The 18,575-nt window shown below is 40.7% G+C and carries 12 protein-coding genes, 1 tRNA gene and 3 pseudogenes; 11 read left to right on the forward strand and 5 right to left on the reverse strand.

Annotation, left to right across the window (positions count from 1 at the left end; translation table 11 throughout):
* Positions 1–38: 38 nt before the first annotated feature.
* From HG267_RS15690 to HG267_RS15700, 3 genes and pseudogenes are all read left to right on the forward strand, one after another.
* Entirely contained in the window at positions 39–1,355 is a 1,317-nt protein-coding gene (locus HG267_RS15690) for a M14 family metallopeptidase (RefSeq protein ID WP_210403113.1), read from the forward strand.
* 118 nt (positions 1,356–1,473) lie between these two features.
* Positions 1,474–2,979: pseudogene (locus HG267_RS15695) on the forward strand (IS5 family transposase).
* A gap of 30 nt (positions 2,980–3,009) precedes the next feature.
* The gene (locus HG267_RS15700; protein ID WP_155539415.1) at positions 3,010–3,501 is read left to right on the forward strand and encodes a hypothetical protein; all 492 of its coding nucleotides are present in this window, start codon (positions 3,010–3,012) and stop codon (positions 3,499–3,501) included.
* 363 nt (positions 3,502–3,864) lie between these two features.
* On the opposite strand, the gene HG267_RS15705 is transcribed toward HG267_RS15700, so the two are convergent.
* The 3 genes from HG267_RS15705 to HG267_RS15715 all read right to left on the reverse strand — a co-directional run bounded on the left by HG267_RS15705 (position 3,865) and on the right by HG267_RS15715 (position 5,175).
* Positions 3,865–4,176 carry an RNA recognition motif domain-containing protein gene (locus HG267_RS15705; protein ID WP_045871993.1) on the reverse strand — a complete coding sequence of 104 codons (312 nt, stop codon included), beginning with the start codon at positions 4,174–4,176 and terminating at the stop codon, positions 3,865–3,867.
* Positions 4,177–4,744: 568 nt separating this feature from the next.
* Positions 4,745–4,817 (reverse strand) — tRNA-Arg (locus tag HG267_RS15710).
* A gap of 157 nt (positions 4,818–4,974) precedes the next feature.
* Positions 4,975–5,175, reverse strand: a complete 201-nt coding sequence (locus tag HG267_RS15715) for a hypothetical protein (protein WP_045871992.1) — start codon at positions 5,173–5,175, stop codon at positions 4,975–4,977.
* On the opposite strand from HG267_RS15715, the gene HG267_RS15720 reads away from it, so the two are divergent.
* From HG267_RS15720 to HG267_RS15730, 3 genes are all read left to right on the forward strand, one after another.
* Positions 5,174–5,833, forward strand: coding sequence for an Npun_F0813 family protein (locus HG267_RS15720; protein ID WP_045871991.1), 660 nt, complete (start codon positions 5,174–5,176; stop codon positions 5,831–5,833). The genes HG267_RS15715 and HG267_RS15720 overlap by 2 nt on opposite strands.
* Before the next feature lie 321 nt (positions 5,834–6,154).
* Positions 6,155–7,006: a hypothetical protein gene (locus HG267_RS15725; RefSeq protein WP_045871990.1), complete on the forward strand. Its 852-nt coding sequence runs from the start codon at positions 6,155–6,157 to the stop codon at positions 7,004–7,006.
* A 21-nt stretch (positions 7,007–7,027) separates the two neighbouring features.
* Positions 7,028–8,074 (forward strand): transposase, encoded by a 1,047-nt coding sequence (locus tag HG267_RS15730; RefSeq protein ID WP_045871989.1) that lies wholly within the window; start codon positions 7,028–7,030, stop codon positions 8,072–8,074.
* Positions 8,075–8,231: 157 nt separating this feature from the next.
* Here the strand turns inward: HG267_RS15730 and HG267_RS15735 are convergent, their stop codons facing one another.
* Complete coding sequence (locus tag HG267_RS15735) at positions 8,232–9,173, reverse strand: ADP-ribosylglycohydrolase family protein (protein WP_045871988.1); 942 nt, start codon at positions 9,171–9,173, stop codon at positions 8,232–8,234.
* A gap of 667 nt (positions 9,174–9,840) precedes the next feature.
* Here HG267_RS15735 and HG267_RS15740 point away from each other — a divergent pair.
* From HG267_RS15740 to sir, 4 genes and pseudogenes are all read left to right on the forward strand, one after another.
* The gene (locus HG267_RS15740; RefSeq protein WP_045871987.1) at positions 9,841–10,377 is read left to right on the forward strand and encodes a histidine kinase; all 537 of its coding nucleotides are present in this window, start codon (positions 9,841–9,843) and stop codon (positions 10,375–10,377) included.
* Positions 10,378–10,684: 307 nt separating this feature from the next.
* Positions 10,685–10,969 carry a hypothetical protein gene (locus HG267_RS15745; RefSeq protein ID WP_263420066.1) on the forward strand — a complete coding sequence of 95 codons (285 nt, stop codon included), beginning with the start codon at positions 10,685–10,687 and terminating at the stop codon, positions 10,967–10,969.
* A 553-nt stretch (positions 10,970–11,522) separates the two neighbouring features.
* Positions 11,523–11,801: pseudogene (locus HG267_RS15750) on the forward strand (hypothetical protein); the annotation flags it as partial.
* 307 nt (positions 11,802–12,108) lie between these two features.
* Positions 12,109–14,127, forward strand: coding sequence for a sulfite reductase, ferredoxin dependent (gene sir / locus HG267_RS15755; protein ID WP_045871986.1), 2,019 nt, complete (start codon positions 12,109–12,111; stop codon positions 14,125–14,127).
* Here sir and HG267_RS15760 read toward each other — a convergent pair.
* Entirely contained in the window at positions 14,124–16,841 is a 2,718-nt protein-coding gene (locus HG267_RS15760; RefSeq protein ID WP_255325273.1) for an ABC transporter substrate-binding protein, read from the reverse strand. The genes sir and HG267_RS15760 overlap by 4 nt on opposite strands.
* Positions 16,842–16,893: 52 nt before the next feature.
* On the opposite strand from HG267_RS15760, the pseudogene tnpC reads away from it, so the two are divergent.
* Positions 16,894–18,367, forward strand: a pseudogene (gene tnpC, locus HG267_RS15765) (IS66 family transposase).
* The last annotated feature ends 208 nt before the right edge of the window (positions 18,368–18,575 follow it).

Raw genomic sequence — 18,575 nt, forward strand, 5'->3', positions numbered from 1 at the left:
TTAACGTAGATATAGTGTTGGAATTTGGTAATAGGTAATTGCTAATTGGTAATTGCGACAAAGTTTTTACCCATTACCTATTACCAGCCAATGGTATTGTAAAGGATGTTCACCTGGCGCATGAGAGGGTAGTTATGCCAGATGTGCGGTTTAACAAGTATTATCGTTACGAAGAATTGACCAGTATCTTGCATAGTTATGCTGAGGAATTTCCTCACCTGGTACGCATAGAAAGCATTGGCAAGAGTTATGAAAATCGGGACATTTGGCTGCTGACTGTTACCAATTTCGCTACAGGAACAGATACAGAAAAACCTGCTTTATGGGTTGATGGCAATATTCATGCTACGGAATTAGCACCCTCAATTGTCTGCCTGTATCTTCTGCAAACATTAGTTACAGCCTACGGTACTCAGCCAGATATTACTCGTTGTTTGGACAGCCGCACCTTTTATATATGCCCCCGTGTTAACCCTGATGGTGCGGAATGGGCTTTGGCTGACAAACCAAAATTTATTCGTTCTGCTACCCGTCCCTATCCTGAAGGTAGGGAAAGCAATGACGGCTTAATCATGGAAGATATCGATGGCGATGGCCGGATTTTACTCATGCGTATCCCTGATGCTAATGGCGCATGGAAAATCTGCCCTACTGAACCCCGGTTATTAATGCGTCGTGAACCCACAGAAATAGGCGGTCAATATTACCGAGTTTTGCCTGAAGGACGTATAGAAAATTACGATGGAGTGCAGATTAATATTCAGCCTCCGCAACAGAGGTTAGACTTAAATCGTAATTTTCCGGTGATGTGGCGGCAAGAATTTCAACAGCCAGGGGCAGGCCCTTATCCAGCCTCAGAAACAGAAGTGCGATCGCTTGTCCAATTTATTACTAGCCATCCTAACATTACTGGGGCTGTATCTTTCCATACTTTTGGCGGTGTAATCATCAGACCTTTTAGCTATCACAGTGATCAGGAATTTCCGGTTAATGACCTCCGTACTTATCAGTACATTGGTCAAAAAGGCGCAGAATTTACTACATACCCAGCAATTTCTGCTTTTCATGATTTCCGCTATGACCCCAAAGATTTCATCTCCGGGACTTTCGATGACTGGGCTTATGATGAACGGGGGGTATTTGCTTGGACAGTAGAAGTCTGGAGTCCCCAAAACCAAGCGGGAATTAAAGATTATAAACACGTCGAATGGCAACGCGAACATCCTTTAGAAGATGAATTAAAGTTGTTGCGCTGGAATGACGAACAACTCTCAGGCAAAGGTTATGTAGATTGGTATGCCTTCGAGCATCCCCAATTAGGTCAAATAGAATTAGGTGGTTGGGATACTATGTAGGGCTTGCAGAATAAACAAAAAACCTAGATAAATCAAGAGATTTGGGGGGACAAAAGAGAATAAAGTGCAAGGAAAAAGGATAAAGTAAGTAAAAACCCTTGTAGCAAGTTGCGTTGATATGTATCGAAAAGCGCAAAAGCAAGAAACAGCAGCAGAAGACTTTGAACTACCCTTTGGGGGAAAACTAGCCTCAGATAACCGTTGGGTAATCATGGCGGAGATGATACCTTGGTCAGAATTTGAAGCAGAGTACGCAGCAATATTTTCAGCAGAAATGGGCGCGCCAGCCAAAACATTTAGGATGGCATTAGGGGCATTAATAATTAAAGAAAAACTAGGCATAAGTGATAGGGAGACAGTAGAGCAAATTAGGGAGAATCCCTATCTGCAATACTTTATAGGAATGTCTTGCTATAGCAATAATGCCCCATTTGATGCGTCAATGTTAGTTCACTTTAGAGAAAGAATAGATATAAAATTAGTTAACAAACTGAATCGAGAAATAGTCAAGCAAGTGTTAGAAAGTAAAGAGGAGGTAGAAGTAAAATCAAAAAAAGTCAGAAACCGAGGATTTAAAAAATGAGCCGACCAATCGGGGAAAATTAATATTAGATGCGAGTTGTGCGCCAGCGGATATCAGTTATCCCACAGACTTAGGATTATTAAATCAAGCCAGAAAGCATACAGAAACAATTATAGATATTTTATATAACTCCCTCTTGTTAAAGAGTATCAAAAAAACCGAGAACCTATAGAAATATAGCTAGAAAGAATTACTTATTGGTAGCCAAAAAAAGAAAACCGACCATTAAAGAAAGAAGGAAAGCCATTAAACGGCAACTACAATATATCAAAAGAAATTTAGCTCACATTCAGCAGCTAATGGAGTTAGGTGCGTCACTCTTCAACCTGAGTAATAGGCAATATAAGAAATTACTGGTAGTAGCAGAAATTTATCGTCAACAACTTTGGTTATATGAAAATAAAAAAATTAGTATAGAAGACCGTATTGTCAGTTTAAATCAACCACACATTCGTCCGATAGTCCGTGGTAAAGCTGGAAAAAAAGTAGAGTTTGGGGCAAAGCTTTCAGCTAGTTGCTATGATGGCTATGTATTTTTAGACCATATTAGTTGGGATAATTTTAACGAATCAGGCGACTTAAAATCACAAGTAGAAGCCTACAAAAAACTACACCGGGTATTATCCTCAATCAGTTCATGTTGATAAAATTTATCGCACTAGAGACAACCGCTCTTGGTGTCAAGAAAGAGGAATTAGAATTAGTGGGCCACCTTTAGGGAGACCACCTAAAAATGTCAGTCCTGAAAAAAAGAAACAAGCACGAGAAGATGAGCTAATTCGTAACTCTATTGAGGGTAAATTCGGACAAGGTAAACGAAGATTTAGCTTGGGTAGAGTCATGGCTAAACTTCCTCATACCTCTGTCACTGCTATTGCTATTACTTTTTTAGTCATGAATCTTTCTACCCTTGTTTCACGGCTTTTTTGGGAATTTTTATGCCAATTTTTCAACATTACATCTTTTTTCACTTCTTTTATTAGCAAAAGTGATGTTCTGTTTGATTGCAGACAACAAAAACTTATATTTGCTCTTCCCTGACTACTGAGTCAATTTTTCTCTTGCCTTGGAATGACTTTTTCAGCAAGCCCTATGTATGCTTGGGTGAATCCACCTCCAGAGTTTTTAGAACGGGAGATAGCCCTGTTTCCTAATTGGTTAGTGTGGCATTTATTAATCTCTCCCCGCTTGGAGATTGATCAAACTAATGTCCATAATTTAGGTAATGACATATATCAAGTAGATTTAGTAGTACAAAATACAGGTTGGCTACCTACATACATTACCCAAAAAGCGTTAGATAAAAAGCTCGTCAAGGGCTGTATTTGTGAAATTCAATTACCTGATAGCGTAACTTTAATCACAGGCAAACTCCGCGAAGAATTAGGACAACTAGAGGGACGTGCCTATAAACCTTCATATCCGACGAGGAGACAAAGCGACCCAACCCAAGACCGCGCCAAGGTTGAATGGGTTGTGCGCGGGCCTGCGGGTAGCAAAGTTCAACTTTTAGCCCGTCATGAACGCGCTGGAGTTGTCCGCGCTGAAATCATATTGGCTTAAAATTGCCGCGCAGAAATAAAGCAGATTCTTCTATAACTTATACACATTTCAATACTTGTCGGTTAAAGGCAAAAGGGGAAAGGGAAAAGGGCCAAGAAAAAACCTTTAACCGTTCGGCTGACGCTCACGGCGAAACCCTTAACCTTTCTCCTGCGGAGACGCTACGCGTAGCTTGCTTAAGCGCAGGGGTACACCTTTTCCCCAAACTAAATTCCGATTTGAAAATCCTTAACCGAGCAGTATTGATACAGATTTTTATTAACAGCAAAAAGACTCAAGCATCTTGCCTGAGCCTCAGCCAAAATCTATATAGACTTATTTAAAAACAAATAAACCTGTACTTGTGATGTCAAATACAGTAGCTTAGTAGCGATTACGAGAACCACCGCCGTAGCCACCACCACGGTTACCACCAAAGGAACCTCCTCGATTTTCCTTTGGTTTAGCCTTATTGACTTTGAGGTCACGTCCCATCCACTCAGCACCATCAAGTGCTTCAATGGCAGCTGCTTCTTCAGCATCGGAACTCATCTCTACAAAACCAAAGCCGCGTAAACGACCTGTTTCACGATCAGTAGGCAGCTGAACGCGTTTTACAGAACCATATTCTGCAAATACAGCATTCAAACTCTCTTCTGTAACTTCGTAGGAAAGATTGCCTACATAAACTGACATAAGTCGTCTCCAAAATCAAAACGGTGTAGAGATTTAGATTTCGGAGAAAAGTTTGTGAATACCAAAAGGAAAAAGCCTATCAATAATAAAAACAAACGCGGTCGCCGAATTAACTCTCCATTTCCAGTGTTACACAGTAGCCTGCTGTCAGGGTGTCAGTTACAAAAAGCGTTACAAAAAGTCATTTAAACACTGATATTTAAGTATAAATGTTATCTATTTACTTATTATTCTGGCTCTCGCTACGTTGATTACCGATCCCAAAAATTGCTAAATTTTTAACAAAATATTCCTTTAGGGGGTTGTCATAAAACAGCACCTTATCTTATGGAGGATAGAGACGCAAACAGCAGCTAAGAAAAGTTTGATCGCGTAGAGGAATGGAGAAAATTTATCTTTTGGAGTTCAAAGACGGAAAATGAATAACGATATTGTTTTATTTTTGATTACTGCTGGTCTAATTATCTTATATCTATTTTTCTCGGCATTAACTGAGATGGGTACAAAGCTACCTTGGAAAAAGTAGGTTATTTTGGTAATGCCAAAACTTTGGCATTGCAATTTAAAACGAGCGCGGCAGGGTTCGAACCTGCGACCAACGGATTAGAAATCCGTGGCTCTATCCACTGAGCTACGCGCCCAACATAATGCTGTGGCTCTTTAATGAGTCATCTCTCCAATTATATCGTTTTCTCTAGCAATAGGCAATTGAAAATTGCAGATCTGCTAGTAGCAAGGCTAAGATGCTAGTCGCTAGTTAGTCAATGTACACTTTAAACGAAGTAAATGGACTATTTATTAAATATATTGTGTGGTCAATGGGTTATTTGGGTATTGGCGTAAATCACCTTTGGGCGAATTACTGTAGAGCAACCTCTGGCGATCGCGAGGCTGACCCCTACTTAACGCTAGGTAATCGCACTCTTGGCGATGCCTGGAAATCAGATTATAGATCGCATATTGAGAACGCCCCTGAGAGGAGTTATTTGCTAGTGCCATGTTTATTCTCAAACGGCAGGATGTAGAAATATCAAGCATTCCGCACCCTAAGCGAGAGCAGCCAATGCCAGTCCTCCACTATCAGGGGCAAACTTTCCGCTTGATTAGTGTTTTTAAAGCTAGCCAAGAGGAAGAAGCCAGAGCTTTGTGGAGAGAATTAACAGACGGGCGAGGTAAAGCCTGTGTCTTGTTGGAAGAACCAGACCGCTATAGCATCTGGGGAAAAATCCGTTTAGACCAGCTAGGTTCTGATACGGATGTCCATAGCAAGACAGGAGTGTTTATCCAAGCTAGTATTTTGCTGCTGCAAGCAGTCTATCTAGAAATAGAAGATTTTTTAGGTTCTAAACAAGCAGCTTTATTTGAAAAAGATATTACGGAAGTATTGCGGCAGAAGCAATTGCCACAAGCATCTTCGCCAGAAGCCGTAAAATATTTGCTCAATGAAGACCCACTGGATACGACCAGTCTGCCTTCTTGGCAAGAAAATCATGTAATTACTCTGTTACAAGAACTCCATAAGCTAGGAAAAACCTATTTTGGTAATGCTAACTTCGCTCATCCAGTGGTCGATCGCTTACAAGATCTACCCGAAGGAGAGCGATCAATGTTTATTAGTTGGCTAAATCAATCTCCAATGAGTAAACTGTGGCAATAGCATTAACAAAGTGGGAAAAATATTGCCAGGGATAGTTGCTCTTGGCATTTAATTATGCATTGTTTGGTAGAGCAATTGACTAGTACATCTGTGCGGAAGTCAAAAGTAGCCATTGCTTGGTGCGGGTGCGCCGCATTGTAGTAATTGGCGTTCAAAAGCCTATATTTTGAGCTTTTTGGCTGTTTTGTAGATACTAGACAGCTACTCTTACGAGTTCTATTTCCACCATGCTGTACTAGTTGATTTTCAGTACAAAAGCTTCTCACACAGTTATATAAGTCAAAATCCTGCCAAAGTGTGTTTACATAAACAAGTCATATTATGAGTAGTTCTTACGAAAGCTCCCAGCGTTCTAAATCTATTTTCAATACAGGAAATATAGTCTTAGCGAGCATTGGCTGGGCTGTACTAGCACTGTTATACTTTTTATTGTTTAGTGCTAAAGTTCCGGGTGCAGATGGCGTAGAAAGTCGTGCTGAATGGTATGTAATTGGTACAAATATTTTTGAAGCGTTAGCTTACCTGGGTGCCGGTATCTTATGCTTGAGGAATTGGCGTAGCCAAAAAATTGTCAGTGGTCGAAATGTTTGGCTCGCTATTGGCATAGGTATGCTGTCTTATTTCCTGGGGGGGATATTTTTCGGTTATACGGAAATAATCTTAAAAGAAGAACCGGATGTTTCTATTGGTGATGTGTTTTTTGTAGTAACGTATCTGTGTCTTGGTACAGGCATGATTTTAGCAGCGGCTCACAGGCGAATCAATCTCGAAAAATGGCAATGGCTAGTTGTCTTAGCTATTGGCGTGTTTGGCAGTTTGTTAGCTTGGTGGATTTCTCTGCAACAGCCAAAACCTCTGGATTTGCTAGGCACGGTATTGAATTGGTTTTACATCGTTAGCGATGTAGCTATTCTCATTATTGCTACTACCTTGCTACTAGCCTTTTGGGGAGGAAAAGTTGCCCAGTCTTGGAGAATGATTGCAGCCGCAGCGTTTTCGCTATACATTGCAGATATGTGGTTTAAATACGCCCAAGGTCCCAATTATCAAAGTGGAGAAATATTAGAAGTGTTTTGGGTTTTTAGTGGAGTTTTATTTGGTATGGGCGCTGCTCTAGAATATGAGGCATCATTGAGCCGCTCGCGGCGGGAACGCGGACGCAAACGAGCATAAAAAAGATTTTTGGTGTCTACCGTGAGAAAATTAACAGATTCTGACAAACAAGAAATTCTTAAGTTATATCGAGAGACTGCCGAAACCACCTCAACTTTGGCAGAGCGCTATGACGTTAGTAACTCGACAATTAGTCGCCTGCTCAAAAGTACGTTACCAGAAGACGAGTATGAATATCTCGTTTCTTTAAAACGTGCTGCGAGAACTCCCGAGGGTAGGGCGCAGGTAAACTATGAACAGTTACCACTGTTGAGTAAACCACAGCCAGAAATAGACATTCCTCACGCAGAAAGTCGCCCTGTAGAGTTACCGAAAGTTGAGCCAGAACCAATAGTAGCGAAGTCTGAGGACAGGGATAGTCGGGATATAGCTCCTCCTATCAGGCGGGTACGGCGACGCTCTTCTGCAGAAGGAACACTAGAGCCTCCAGCAGCAGAGCAGCTAGAGATTTTACCCACCAAGAAATTACCAGAAATCGTCAGCATTCCCAGCCCTAAACCGCCGGAAATGCCCATTCTTCCCACTCCCAAGCGGCAAGAACCTGCAAGTATTTCTAGCCCATTGTTAGAGGATGAACGTCCAGAAGCTAACGTTTTAGCTCAAATGCTAGGCGAAGACTTGCTAGATGAGTCTGAAGATTTGGACGATTTGGATGACGATTTAGAAGATGATGACTTCGAGGATGACGATGAGGAATATGATTTTGAGGAATCAAGACCTCTAGTCACAAGGCGCAGACCAGGTGAAGCACCAGTCCAAGTTTTACCATTGTCTTCAGCGCACTTGCCTAAAACCTGCTATTTGGTCATCGACAGGTCATCAGAATTGATTACCCGTCCGTTGAAAGACTTTGGCGATTTGGGACAAATTCCGAGCTTAGAAACCCAGCAAAGAACACTACCAATATTCGATAATCACCGCGTAGCCAAGCGCTTTTCTACCAAGCGCGATCGCGTGATTAAAGTCCCTGATAGTAAAATGCTGCAAAAGGCTCGGACTCATCTTCAAGCTAAAGGTATTACAAGGCTGTTAATTGATGGTCAGGTGTATTCTTTATCTCCTGTTTAGGGGGGATTGGGGACTGGGGACTGGGGACTGGGGACTGGGGACTGAGATATGAGAGATAAGGGAGAAAATTACTCTTGTACAGACGCGATTAATCGCGTCTGTCCGACTCTTTTGCAGACGCGATTAATCGCGTCTCTACGGCTGTTGATTCTCTCCCCTAACTATAAACAGCAGCCGCAAACCGGGTAGCTAAGTTAATAATGTCTTGTTTGCGGGCGATTTGATTAACCCATGCTTGGGGGATATTTTCTACCCCGTAGTAAATTCCTGCTAACCCACCAGTAACGGCGGCGGTGGTGTCAGTATCTCCGCCTAAGTTCACTGCTGTTAATACCGCTTGTGAGTAGGAAGAACTATTTAAGAAGCACCACAGCGCAGCTTCTAGGGTATCAATCACATAGCCGCCAGAATTAATCTCTTCTACTGGTAACTGAGCAATTGTGCCACTGTAGATTCTGGCAAAATGGTGTTTTTCTAATAAATATTCGCGCTGTGAGTAAATTGGCTCCAGCTTGTGTAAGCTTTGCAAATAAGCCGTTTGCGGGTCAGATCCTTCGAGTAAGGCAACGGCAATAGTGATATAAATACCACAAGCCATTAGCGATCGCGCATGGGCATGGGTAATTGCAGAAACATCATGTACCCGCGCAATTAATTCGCTGAAGGTGAGTATCTTGTGACAATAAGCCATTGGCAGGATTCTCATCAACGAACCATTACCATTGGTATTTTCAATTTTTCCCCCTGCTTCCCGGGGCAAAATACCCTGCTTTAAGCGCATAATCGCGGCATGGGTGGTATGTCCGATATCAAAGAGTTCACCACGGGGAGTCCAGTAAGCTTGCTTGTACCAGCGCCAGAAGGAATTGGCTATAGCATCTAAGGAATACCCGCGACAAAGAGTTTCTGCCAAACAAAATGTCAAAGAACTATCATCTGACCAAGTTCCAGGCGGTTGATTCCATGTGCCATAACCTAGCATCTTCGTAACTGGAGATTGTACCCGTTCGGCGCGGCTGGTAAACTCCACCGGCACACCCAACGCATCACCGACACATAAACCCATCAAACCAGACAATGTTTTTGCAGCGGTTAGCATTGTTTAGTCTCCATAGAAGCTCCCAAAACTTTACTTTATATATTCCCTCTAGAGCTTGTTGCAATAGCTGCTACAACCGATGATTTCATTCTCTGTAAAAATAACCTATTTACAGCAGATTCGATGTTTATGAGGTACAGCAACTAATTGAAAAGAGTAATGAGTAATAAGTAGTGATTAATAAGTAAATTTTCTACTCATTACTCATGATGTAACTCAATTACTTCAAAAGTGCTGTATCTGGTAATGGGTTAGTCAAGTAAACTCAAATTATACCAATTCTTTATAAAGCTGCATAAAATTCGATCCCCCCTAACCCCCCTTAAAAAAGAGGGGGAAAAGAATCAAATTCCCCCTTAAAAAGGGGGATTTAGGGGGATCAGGATATGTGCAACTTCACATTACATTAAATTGGTATTAGATAATTTGTCTTGCTAATTATTGTGCCAGTTGAAAAACCGTCTATGTTTTGGTAAAAATCCCGGACAGAGGGAAAATGTTTTGTAATTATAAATCTTTTACATAAAAAGCAAATAAATACCATGACTAAAGTTATATGCATTAATGGCAACAATGATTCAATATAAATTGCCAAATAATTGGAACCTTTATTGTGAGTTTGCGACTAATAATTTATCAGCATAATTCACAATTTTTGGGCAAGATTATGAAAGGTATTGTTAAATCTTTTGTGACAATTTCTGCATTGTCTTCTTTAGTAGTAGCTCCACTTTTTTTAAATGCTGGACAAGCATCTGCACAAACACAAAAAGGTACTGATGCTAGCTATATCGGTGCGGGTGTTGCAGGTGGTGTCACTAATGGCGGACAAGTTGGTCAGGATGCTCAATTTGGTGGTAACGTTAGCGGACGTTTAAAATTGGGCCCCACTCCATTTTCTGCACGTACACAAATCCTATTTACAGATCAGACGACAGCAATCATCCCTCAAGTTTCCGTAGACGCACCAATTGCTAAAGGAACTAACGTCTTTTTAGGTGCTGGTTATTCTTTTGTCGAAGCTAATGGTAAACAAACTCCCCTGGGTGACAGAGATGGAGTAGCGCTAACTGCTGGTGTAGAGTCGGAAGTTGCTAAAAACTTTTTGATCTACAGTAATGCTACCGTAGGTATGAAGACTTACCAAAATAGCCCTGCTTCTGCTGTTAGTATCCAAGGTGGTTTGGGTTATCGCTTTAGATAACAAACTATAGAGGGGAAGGGGAAAAGGTGAAAGGAGAAAGGAAAAATTCCTCTGATTCCCTAAACTGAACAAATATTGAGACCCAGGGAAATCACTATTTTTTTACTGGTTCCCTGATTACCGAAATATATGTATGCTGGTTTTGTGGAGTGTTACATCACTGACAAAGCCAGCTTTTTGCTATGTTAAAATTAAATATTCCCCTAATTTCGACCGGATATCCGGGGATCATCTTGCCGAATAAGTGCTTTTAAATTTGCAACTTCGGCCTCTACTGATGCCTTATTCAGAATAGTCTACAACTCTAATGGTTAAATCTCCTCCTTCCCCGATAGCAAGCCGTAAGCCTTCCAAAGTCGAAGGAATCAAGGAAAATAGTAATTTTTTGCGTGAACCTGTAGCCACCGAAGTACTTCAGGATACGACTCACTTTAGCGAAGACGCAGTGCAGTTACTGAAGTTTGGTTCGTTATCCACATACACCGTGAATCGCGTCAGGCAAAAAATACCAGTTTACTGCGGAAAATTCCTGGTGGTTGGAACCGCGCAGCTTACTAGCTTGCTATCGGGGAAGGAGGAGTTTAACCGTTAGAGTTGTAGACTGTCGGAATAAGGCATGTAGAGGCCGAAGTTAGCAAATTTAAAAGCACTTATTCGGCAAGATAATCCTTGGATATCCGGTCGAATTAGGGAATGACTAATTTTGGCATAGCAAAAACTGGTTTTGTCAGTGATGTAACACTCCACAAAACCAGCATACATATATTTCGCCTGTCAAGGAACCAGTAAAAAAAGATTCCCTGAGATGTCTATCTGTTCGTTTAGGGAATCAAGGAGTTCTCCATGCCCCTCCTATAGTTTTATCAAAGCGATAACCCAAACCACCTTGAAACAGCAAAAACAGATATTACGGAAGTCTTCATGCCTACAGTAGAAAAACGATAGATCAAAAAGTTTTAGATAACTCCGATTCTAGCTAACAGTTAGCGCCACTCCATCTCTGTCAGCCAGGAGTTTGTTTACCATTCTTCGACAAAGGAATAACCAGCACCTAAAAAGACGTTAGTTCATTTAGCAATTGGTGCGTCTACGGAAACTTGAGGATGATTGAGTCGTCTGATCTGTAAATAAGTTTATTAATACGGAATCAGACGACAGCAATCATCCCTCAAGTTTCCGTAGACGCACCAATTGCTAAAGGAACTAACGTCTTTTTAGGTGCTGGTTATTCTTTTGTCGAAGCTAATGGTAAACAAACTCCCCTGGGTGACAGAGATGGAGTAGCGCTAACTGCTGGTGTAGAGTCGGAAGTTGCTAAAAACTTTTTGATCTACAGTAATGCTACCGTAGGTATGAAGACTTACCAAAATAGCCCTGCTTCTGCTGTTAGTATCCAAGGTGGTTTGGGTTATCGCTTTAGATAACAAACTATAGAGGGGAAGGGGAAAAGGTGAAAGGAGAAAGGAAAAATTCCTCTGATTCCCTAAACTGAACAAATATTGAGACCCAGGGAAATCACTATTTTTTACTGGTTCCCTGATTACCGAAATATATGTATGCTGGTTTTGTGGAGTGTTACATCACTGACAAAGCCAGCTTTTTGCTATGTTAAAATTAAATATTCCCCCTAATTTCGACCGGATATCCGGGGATCATCTTGCCGAATAAGTGCTTTTAAATTTGCAACTTCGGCCTCTACTGATGCCTTATTCAGAATAGTCTACAACTCTAATGGTTAAATCTCCTCCTTCCCCGATAGCAAGCCGTAAGCCTTCCAAAGTCGAAGGAATCAAGGAAAATAGTAATTTTTTGCGTGAACCTGTAGCCACCGAAGTACTTCAGGATACGACTCACTTTAGCGAAGACGCAGTGCAGTTACTGAAGTTTCACGGGTCTTATCAACAAGATAACCGTGATAATCGCGTCAAGGGGCAGGAGAAAGATTACCAGTTTATGCTGCGGACAAAAAATCCTGGTGGTTTAGTACCGCCGCAGCTATATCTAGCTTTGGATAAGCTATCTGATGAATATGGTAACCACACCTTGCGAGCAACTACCCGTCAAGGGTTTCAGTTACATGGGATTTTAAAGAAGAATCTCAAAACTGCGATCGCTACTATTGTGAAAAATCTCGGTTCCACCTTGGGCGCTTGTGGCGATATCAACCGCAACGTCATGGCACCGCCAGTTCCTTGGAAGAATCGTCCAGAATACCAGTACGCTTGGGAATATGCCCAAAATATTGCTGACTTATTGTCGCCTCAAACTGGTGCTTATTACGAAATTTGGCTAGATGGTGAAAAGGCAATTAGTGCGGAAGAAAGCCCAGAATTAAAAGCCGCAAGACAACGCGATAGTAATGGGACACTCATCAGCAATTCTGAAGAACCCATCTATGGCACCTACTATATGCCGCGCAAGTTTAAAGTGAGCGTGACAGTGCCAGGGGATAATTCCATTGATTTATATTCCCAAGACCTCACCTTAGTTGTAATTACCAATGAAAAAGGTGAACTCGAAGGATTTAACGTATTTGCTGGTGGTGGCTTAGGCAGAACACATAACAAAGAAGAAACCTTCGCTAGGCTGGCAGATCCCATTGGCTATGTGGACAAAGACGATGTTTACGAAATAGTCAAAGCAATTGTTGCCACTCAAAGAGATTATGGCGATCGCTCTGATCGCCGTCACGCCCGATTAAAATATTTACTGCACGATTGGGGTGTAGAAAAGTTCCGCGCCAAAGTCGAAGAATATTTTGGCAAAGCGATCGCTCCCTTTAAGGAACTGCCAGAATTTAAATATTATGACTTCCTGGGATGGCATGAACAAGGTGATGGCAAGCTGTTCTTAGGGCTTTCTATAGATAACGGTCGGGTAAAAGACGAAGGTTCGTTTCAACTGAAAACTGCCTTAAGGGAAATCGTTGAGCGATTTAACTTGCCCATTCGCCTCACAGCGCACCAAAACCTGATTTTCTACGAAATTGCACCAGCAGATAAAGCAGCCATTCAAGACATTCTTGACCGTCGCGGTGTTAACTCCGATCCCAGCAAAATTGCCCGCTTAGAAAGGCTGGCAATGGCTTGCCCAGCTTTACCAACTTGCGGTTTGGCTATTACCGAATCAGAACGCGCTATTCCTGGCATTTTAGAACGGATTGGCACAGTTTTGGATAAAGTTGGTTTACAAAATGAAGAGTTTGTGGTAAGGATGACAGGCTGTCCTAATGGTTGCGCTCGTCCTTACATGGCGGAATTGGCTTTTGTGGGGAGTGCGCCAGAAAGCTACCAAGTATGGTTAGGCGGTTCCCCCAATCAGACAAGGTTAGCCCAGCCTTATATGGAAAGGTTGCATCATAACGACATAGAAACCCAGCTAGAGCCGATTTTCGTTTACTTTAAGCAGGCGAAAACATCGGAAGAAAGCTTTGGCGATTTTTGCGATCGCGTCGGTTTTGATGCCATCCGCGAATTTGCAGCTAATTACACCGCTCAAGCTGTTGCTACGTCAGACATTACAGACGATAGTGATGGTTTAGTTGAAGCTATAGCCGACTCCAGAACCGCAGAAAGCGAAGGACAAGAAGTGGCGATTGAAAATACTACCATTGCCACCTATAAAACCCGTCGGCGCGTGAGTTTGCAACATGAGGTGTATGACAAGCTGAAAGCTGCTGCAGCTAGCCAAGGTAGGCCAATGACCGAATTGGTACATGAGGCGCTAGAAGCTTATTTTCAGAATCTCTAGTTAGCAATTTTATTCTTAACCCCCTCATCAGGAATGGTGAGGGGTACAACAGAAGACGATGATGATGAATTTTCATCAACTTTTTCAAAGTGATATCCACCCCCTTGAGCACCAACGCAATCATCACCAGTACCAGGAACTACTTGAACAAGGACTGGTTTGTTATCCCGTTCACCATCTTGAAAAGCAAGTGCATCTCCTGAGGTTTCCTTAGATGGGAGTTTAATCGATTTGAGCTTTTCAACTACTGTTTGTCGAGTAGGATTTTTTAACTCAGAAATAGCTTGAATAAAAGCTTGAGTTGCATCATAACTAGCAGCAGTACGCCAACTAATACCTCCTCCCCATTGCTTACAAGCTTGTTTCGCAAATTTTTTTGAATCATTAGATTCTTGAGGAAACCAGGGAATCGGTAGAACTAAACCTTCAAGAGCCTTTTGACCTTGTGTTAAAGTGTCTGCACCATACAAAGCATCTCCTCCCAATAATGGGATATTTTTCCCCAGAATTTTCTGTATTTTGGGCTGTTGGCGAGCTCGAGCCATGTTGATCACGGTAGAAATTAGCTCTATATTTGGGAAAAAGACAACTGCATCAGCTTCATCTTCAACTACACTGCGATACACTTCATAAGACGCATTCAAATTTTGATCTGCTAAATTTCCAGTTCGGACAACTTTGCCACCTTTAGCTTCAAACGCTGTGTTAAAAGCTTGCTTTAAGCTTTTACTATATATATCGTCGGCTTTATAGAAAATAACCACTCGCTTAATAGCATTTTTAATAGCATATTCAGCTAATTTTTCACCAGCTTTTGCATCAGAAGGAACGGTTCTAAAAAAAACTTTATCTTCTTTCATGCTTAACTCTGTACTAGTGCTTGTTGGAGATAGCATCCCTAAATTAGCATTTTTGTATTTAGCAATTGCAGTTTTACTCACTGAGCTTCCATTGTGTCCAATTACGCCTAAAACCTTTGCATCTTTAATAAATTGTTGGGCAACTTTTTCACCTTGGCTTGGATCATTTTTATCATCAGCAATTACAATATTCAATAATTTATCATTTGCTCCACGCCCTGCATTTTTATTAAATTCGTCTTGTGCTTGTGCGACTCCTCTCAATATTTCTTTTGCCATATCTCTTCTAGCGTTAATAGGTACAGCAACCGCTAAAGTTAAATAATTTCCTTTTTTATGTGCTAAGGCATTATTATAGTAAATCAATCCTTCTGGATCATTTTTATCAATTTCCTTTGCTTTGGCGAATTGGTTAATTGCTTCTGTATAATTGCCTCGGTTGAAAGCATTGACACCCTGATTTTGGTAATAATTACCATTTCCCAAAAAGAAAGACTTTTCTCCTTGGCTAAATAGCTCTGGATATTCAATGTATGGAATGAATACTGATTGAATTTTTTCCTTCAATTGAAATGTAATTACCCCAGTAAAAATCATCAGACTTGCAGTTACTCCCGCAAATAATCGCTGAGAACGATTAGATTTTATAATTTTATTTTCTAATTCAGCAATTTGTAATTCTTGGTTAGCTTTGATATTAGCAATTTCTAATTCTTGGCTAGTTTTGATATTAGCAATTTCTAATTCTTGGCTAGCATTAATGAATTGATAATCTTCAATTGCCAAATTTTTATCTTTACACCATTCAATTGCTATTTGTAATTTCTGACCGAGTAATAGCCAGGATTTATCTTTACGATTAGAAGATAACCATCCTAGTAATTCTTCTTCATAAGGTTTAATATCAGCAAGCATTTCAGCAACCCAGTTAGAATCAAAAACAGATTCATAAATCAGGTTATAAACTTTTAATTTTCCAGCTTTCTCTTCTAGCAAACCGGATAAAACTAGTTCACTCTGTTCTGGACTGTTATTACTGGGTAAATCATGGTATCGCAAAATTTCTAAATAGAATTTAAGCAATTTAACCATAGGTTCTTTACTATTAATAATCCTGTCACGTATAGTTCTTAAATGTTGCGGTTCATCTTGAAATTCCCAATTATCAATTATCCGTGATTTTACTAATTCTTTTATCCATTTAGATATTAGCTGTTTATCACTAGGAATTACATTCTCATCATCCACTATAATTTTACATATCTTTTGTGTGAGAAATGGTTGACCACTAGTCAATTTAAGTACTTCTAGAAGAATTTCTTCGGCAATTTTCAAATCATTGACTTTACTTTTTAAACCTTTAGCTAAAGGTCGAGCTTCCTGGAATGAAAAACCATTTAATTGAATTGCTTCGCCAATATTAAAAGGTGTGCGTCGCGTATCCTTGATCAATTGAGATGGCGTTGCTACTCCTAATAAAGCAAAGGTAATTCGCTCATAATTTGGGTTATTAGCACGTTGATTATAACAATAACGAATAAATCCAAAAAAATCATCAGTTGGAAAATCTAAACTGAGAACAGTATCGATTTCATCTATGAAAGTAACAATGTTTTTATCAAATTTTGCTAGTAATTTTTTTTCAAAAAAATCACTTAATAGATTTAAGGGAGTTAATCGTCTGTTGTCTTGAAATAAGGTTGATACTTGCTCTGTTTGTAAATCGAAGTTATCTGCTATATTTTTAATTAAAGTATCATACCACTGCTCTTGGGTAACTCCTTTAGTCCCCAATTTTTCTAAGCTGATTACCACACATTTGAAGCCTTCTTTTTCTAACTTTTGAGTAAGGATTCAGGTGGCAGAGTATTGACAAAGGGATCGCTTGAGGAGGAGTATCACAGATATGAACCAAAACCTGCCTCAAGATTTAGACCGGGAAAGCTTGAACCAGTTATCGAAACAAGAACTGGTAGAGATAATCATTGAGCAGAGCAAGGTAATAGGTGAATTACAGAAAACAGTATTAGAACTACAGCAAGAAATAGAACGTTTAAAAGTCAGCAGAGATTTAGACAGCAAAACCTCATCTAAGCCGCCATCAGGGGACATCCTCAAAAAGAGTGAAAACAAAAAAAGCAGCACCGCAAGAAGAATCAAATCATCCCAAAAGAAAGCCAGGTGGGCAACCAGGGCATCAAGGTAAGACCCGTAAGGGTTTTGGTAGAGTAGATCGTTGTGAAATCTTACGTCCAAGTGATTGTGTCTGTTGTGGTCAAAAAGCGTTTGCGGCTGTGGCAGTAAAAGTAGAAAAACAGTCTGTAGCGCAACTAGTGGAGCGTCCCATTGAAATAGTTGAGTATCAACGCCATACGTGCCAGTGTGAGTACTGTGGCAATATACAAACAGCCTCCTGGTCACAAGATATCATCCCAGGACAGGATTTAGGGATTTCTTTACAGGCATTTTTAGGATGGGCAAATAATTATGCACATATGCCCTATGAAAAACAGCAAGAAATGTTGTGGGAGTTAGGTCAAATTGAAATTGGGCTGGGAACTTTAGTCACCACAAATGAACGAATTCAAACAGCGATTCAACCAAGCATTACTGAGTTAAGTAATTGGGTAAAACAGACACAACCTAACATTCATGTGGATGAAACACCTTGGTCTGTCAAGGGAGTTAAAGAATGGTTGTGGGTAGTTGCCAATTCTGAGTTTTGCCTGTTTACTGCTGCTGACACTCGTTCCAGAGCAGAACTAGAAGCCATTTTAGGGGCTAAATATACAGGGGTAATCAGCAGCGATGATTTTAGTGTTTACAATGGCTATGCGGTGCCTGAGCAGCAGAAATGTTTGGCTCATCTACGCCGTCACTTCAAAAAACTAATTCAACTTCCAGGTCTTCACAACCAAGCTATTGGTGAAGCATTTGTGGATTTAATTGATGAAGCTTTTGGAAATTATGCCCAATGGTTTGAGACTCTTGACTGCGCCAGTTATAACGATTGGGTCAATCAATTCAAATCTAAATTGCAACAAACACTTGATGACTGGATTAACTTAGCCGGAGCTACAGCAGGAAACCTTTTACGTTCCTTGCGCGATAAAGCCTCCCAATGGTGGTATTTCCTTGACAACCCTGAAGTTCCTCCTGATAACAATCAAGCCGAGCGATCGCTGCGTTTGGCTGTGACAAAACGTAAAGTTAGTGGTGGTTCCCGTTCGATGGAGCGGTTTCAACATACTGCCAATTTGTTGACGGTGGTTCAAACCTGTCGTCGTCAAAGTCTGTCTGTTATTGATTTTTTTGTACAAGCACTAATTGCTGACTCTATTAATTCTCAGTCTCGCCCTTCTCTAGTTCCTCAATTTTAGACCTGAATCCTTACACTTTTGACTGACTCTTACCTGTAAGCTTGACTTACCCATCTGTCGAGAGTTCAATACATAGCAAAAATTTCCATTTTTCAATTCCTCATACAGATTTTTGTCAGCTTGTCTCTCTATATAACTAGGATGATCAGGTTTTAAAGTTCCGCTAACTTGATAATATTTTTCTGCTTGATTCATTGTTAATTTTTAC

Source organism: Tolypothrix sp. PCC 7601, assembly GCF_025677855.1.
Classification (GTDB): domain Bacteria; phylum Cyanobacteriota; class Cyanobacteriia; order Cyanobacteriales; family Nostocaceae; genus Aulosira; species Aulosira diplosiphon.

Coding starts and splice junctions, on each gene's coding strand:
- HG267_RS15700 (WP_155539415.1), top strand. CDS start 3,010: ATGACTTTTTCAGCAAGCCCTATGTATGCTTGGGTGAATCCACCTCCA.
- HG267_RS15705 (WP_045871993.1), bottom strand. CDS start 4,176: ATGTCAGTTTATGTAGGCAATCTTTCCTACGAAGTTACAGAAGAGAGT.
- HG267_RS15720 (WP_045871991.1), top strand. CDS start 5,174: ATGTTTATTCTCAAACGGCAGGATGTAGAAATATCAAGCATTCCGCAC.
- HG267_RS15715 (WP_045871992.1), bottom strand. CDS start 5,175: ATGGCACTAGCAAATAACTCCTCTCAGGGGCGTTCTCAATATGCGATC.
- HG267_RS15725 (WP_045871990.1), top strand. CDS start 6,155: ATGAGTAGTTCTTACGAAAGCTCCCAGCGTTCTAAATCTATTTTCAAT.
- HG267_RS15735 (WP_045871988.1), bottom strand. CDS start 9,173: ATGCTAACCGCTGCAAAAACATTGTCTGGTTTGATGGGTTTATGTGTC.
- HG267_RS15740 (WP_045871987.1), top strand. CDS start 9,841: ATGAAAGGTATTGTTAAATCTTTTGTGACAATTTCTGCATTGTCTTCT.
- HG267_RS15745 (WP_263420066.1), top strand. CDS start 10,685: ATGGTTAAATCTCCTCCTTCCCCGATAGCAAGCCGTAAGCCTTCCAAA.
- sir (WP_045871986.1), top strand. CDS start 12,109: ATGGTTAAATCTCCTCCTTCCCCGATAGCAAGCCGTAAGCCTTCCAAA.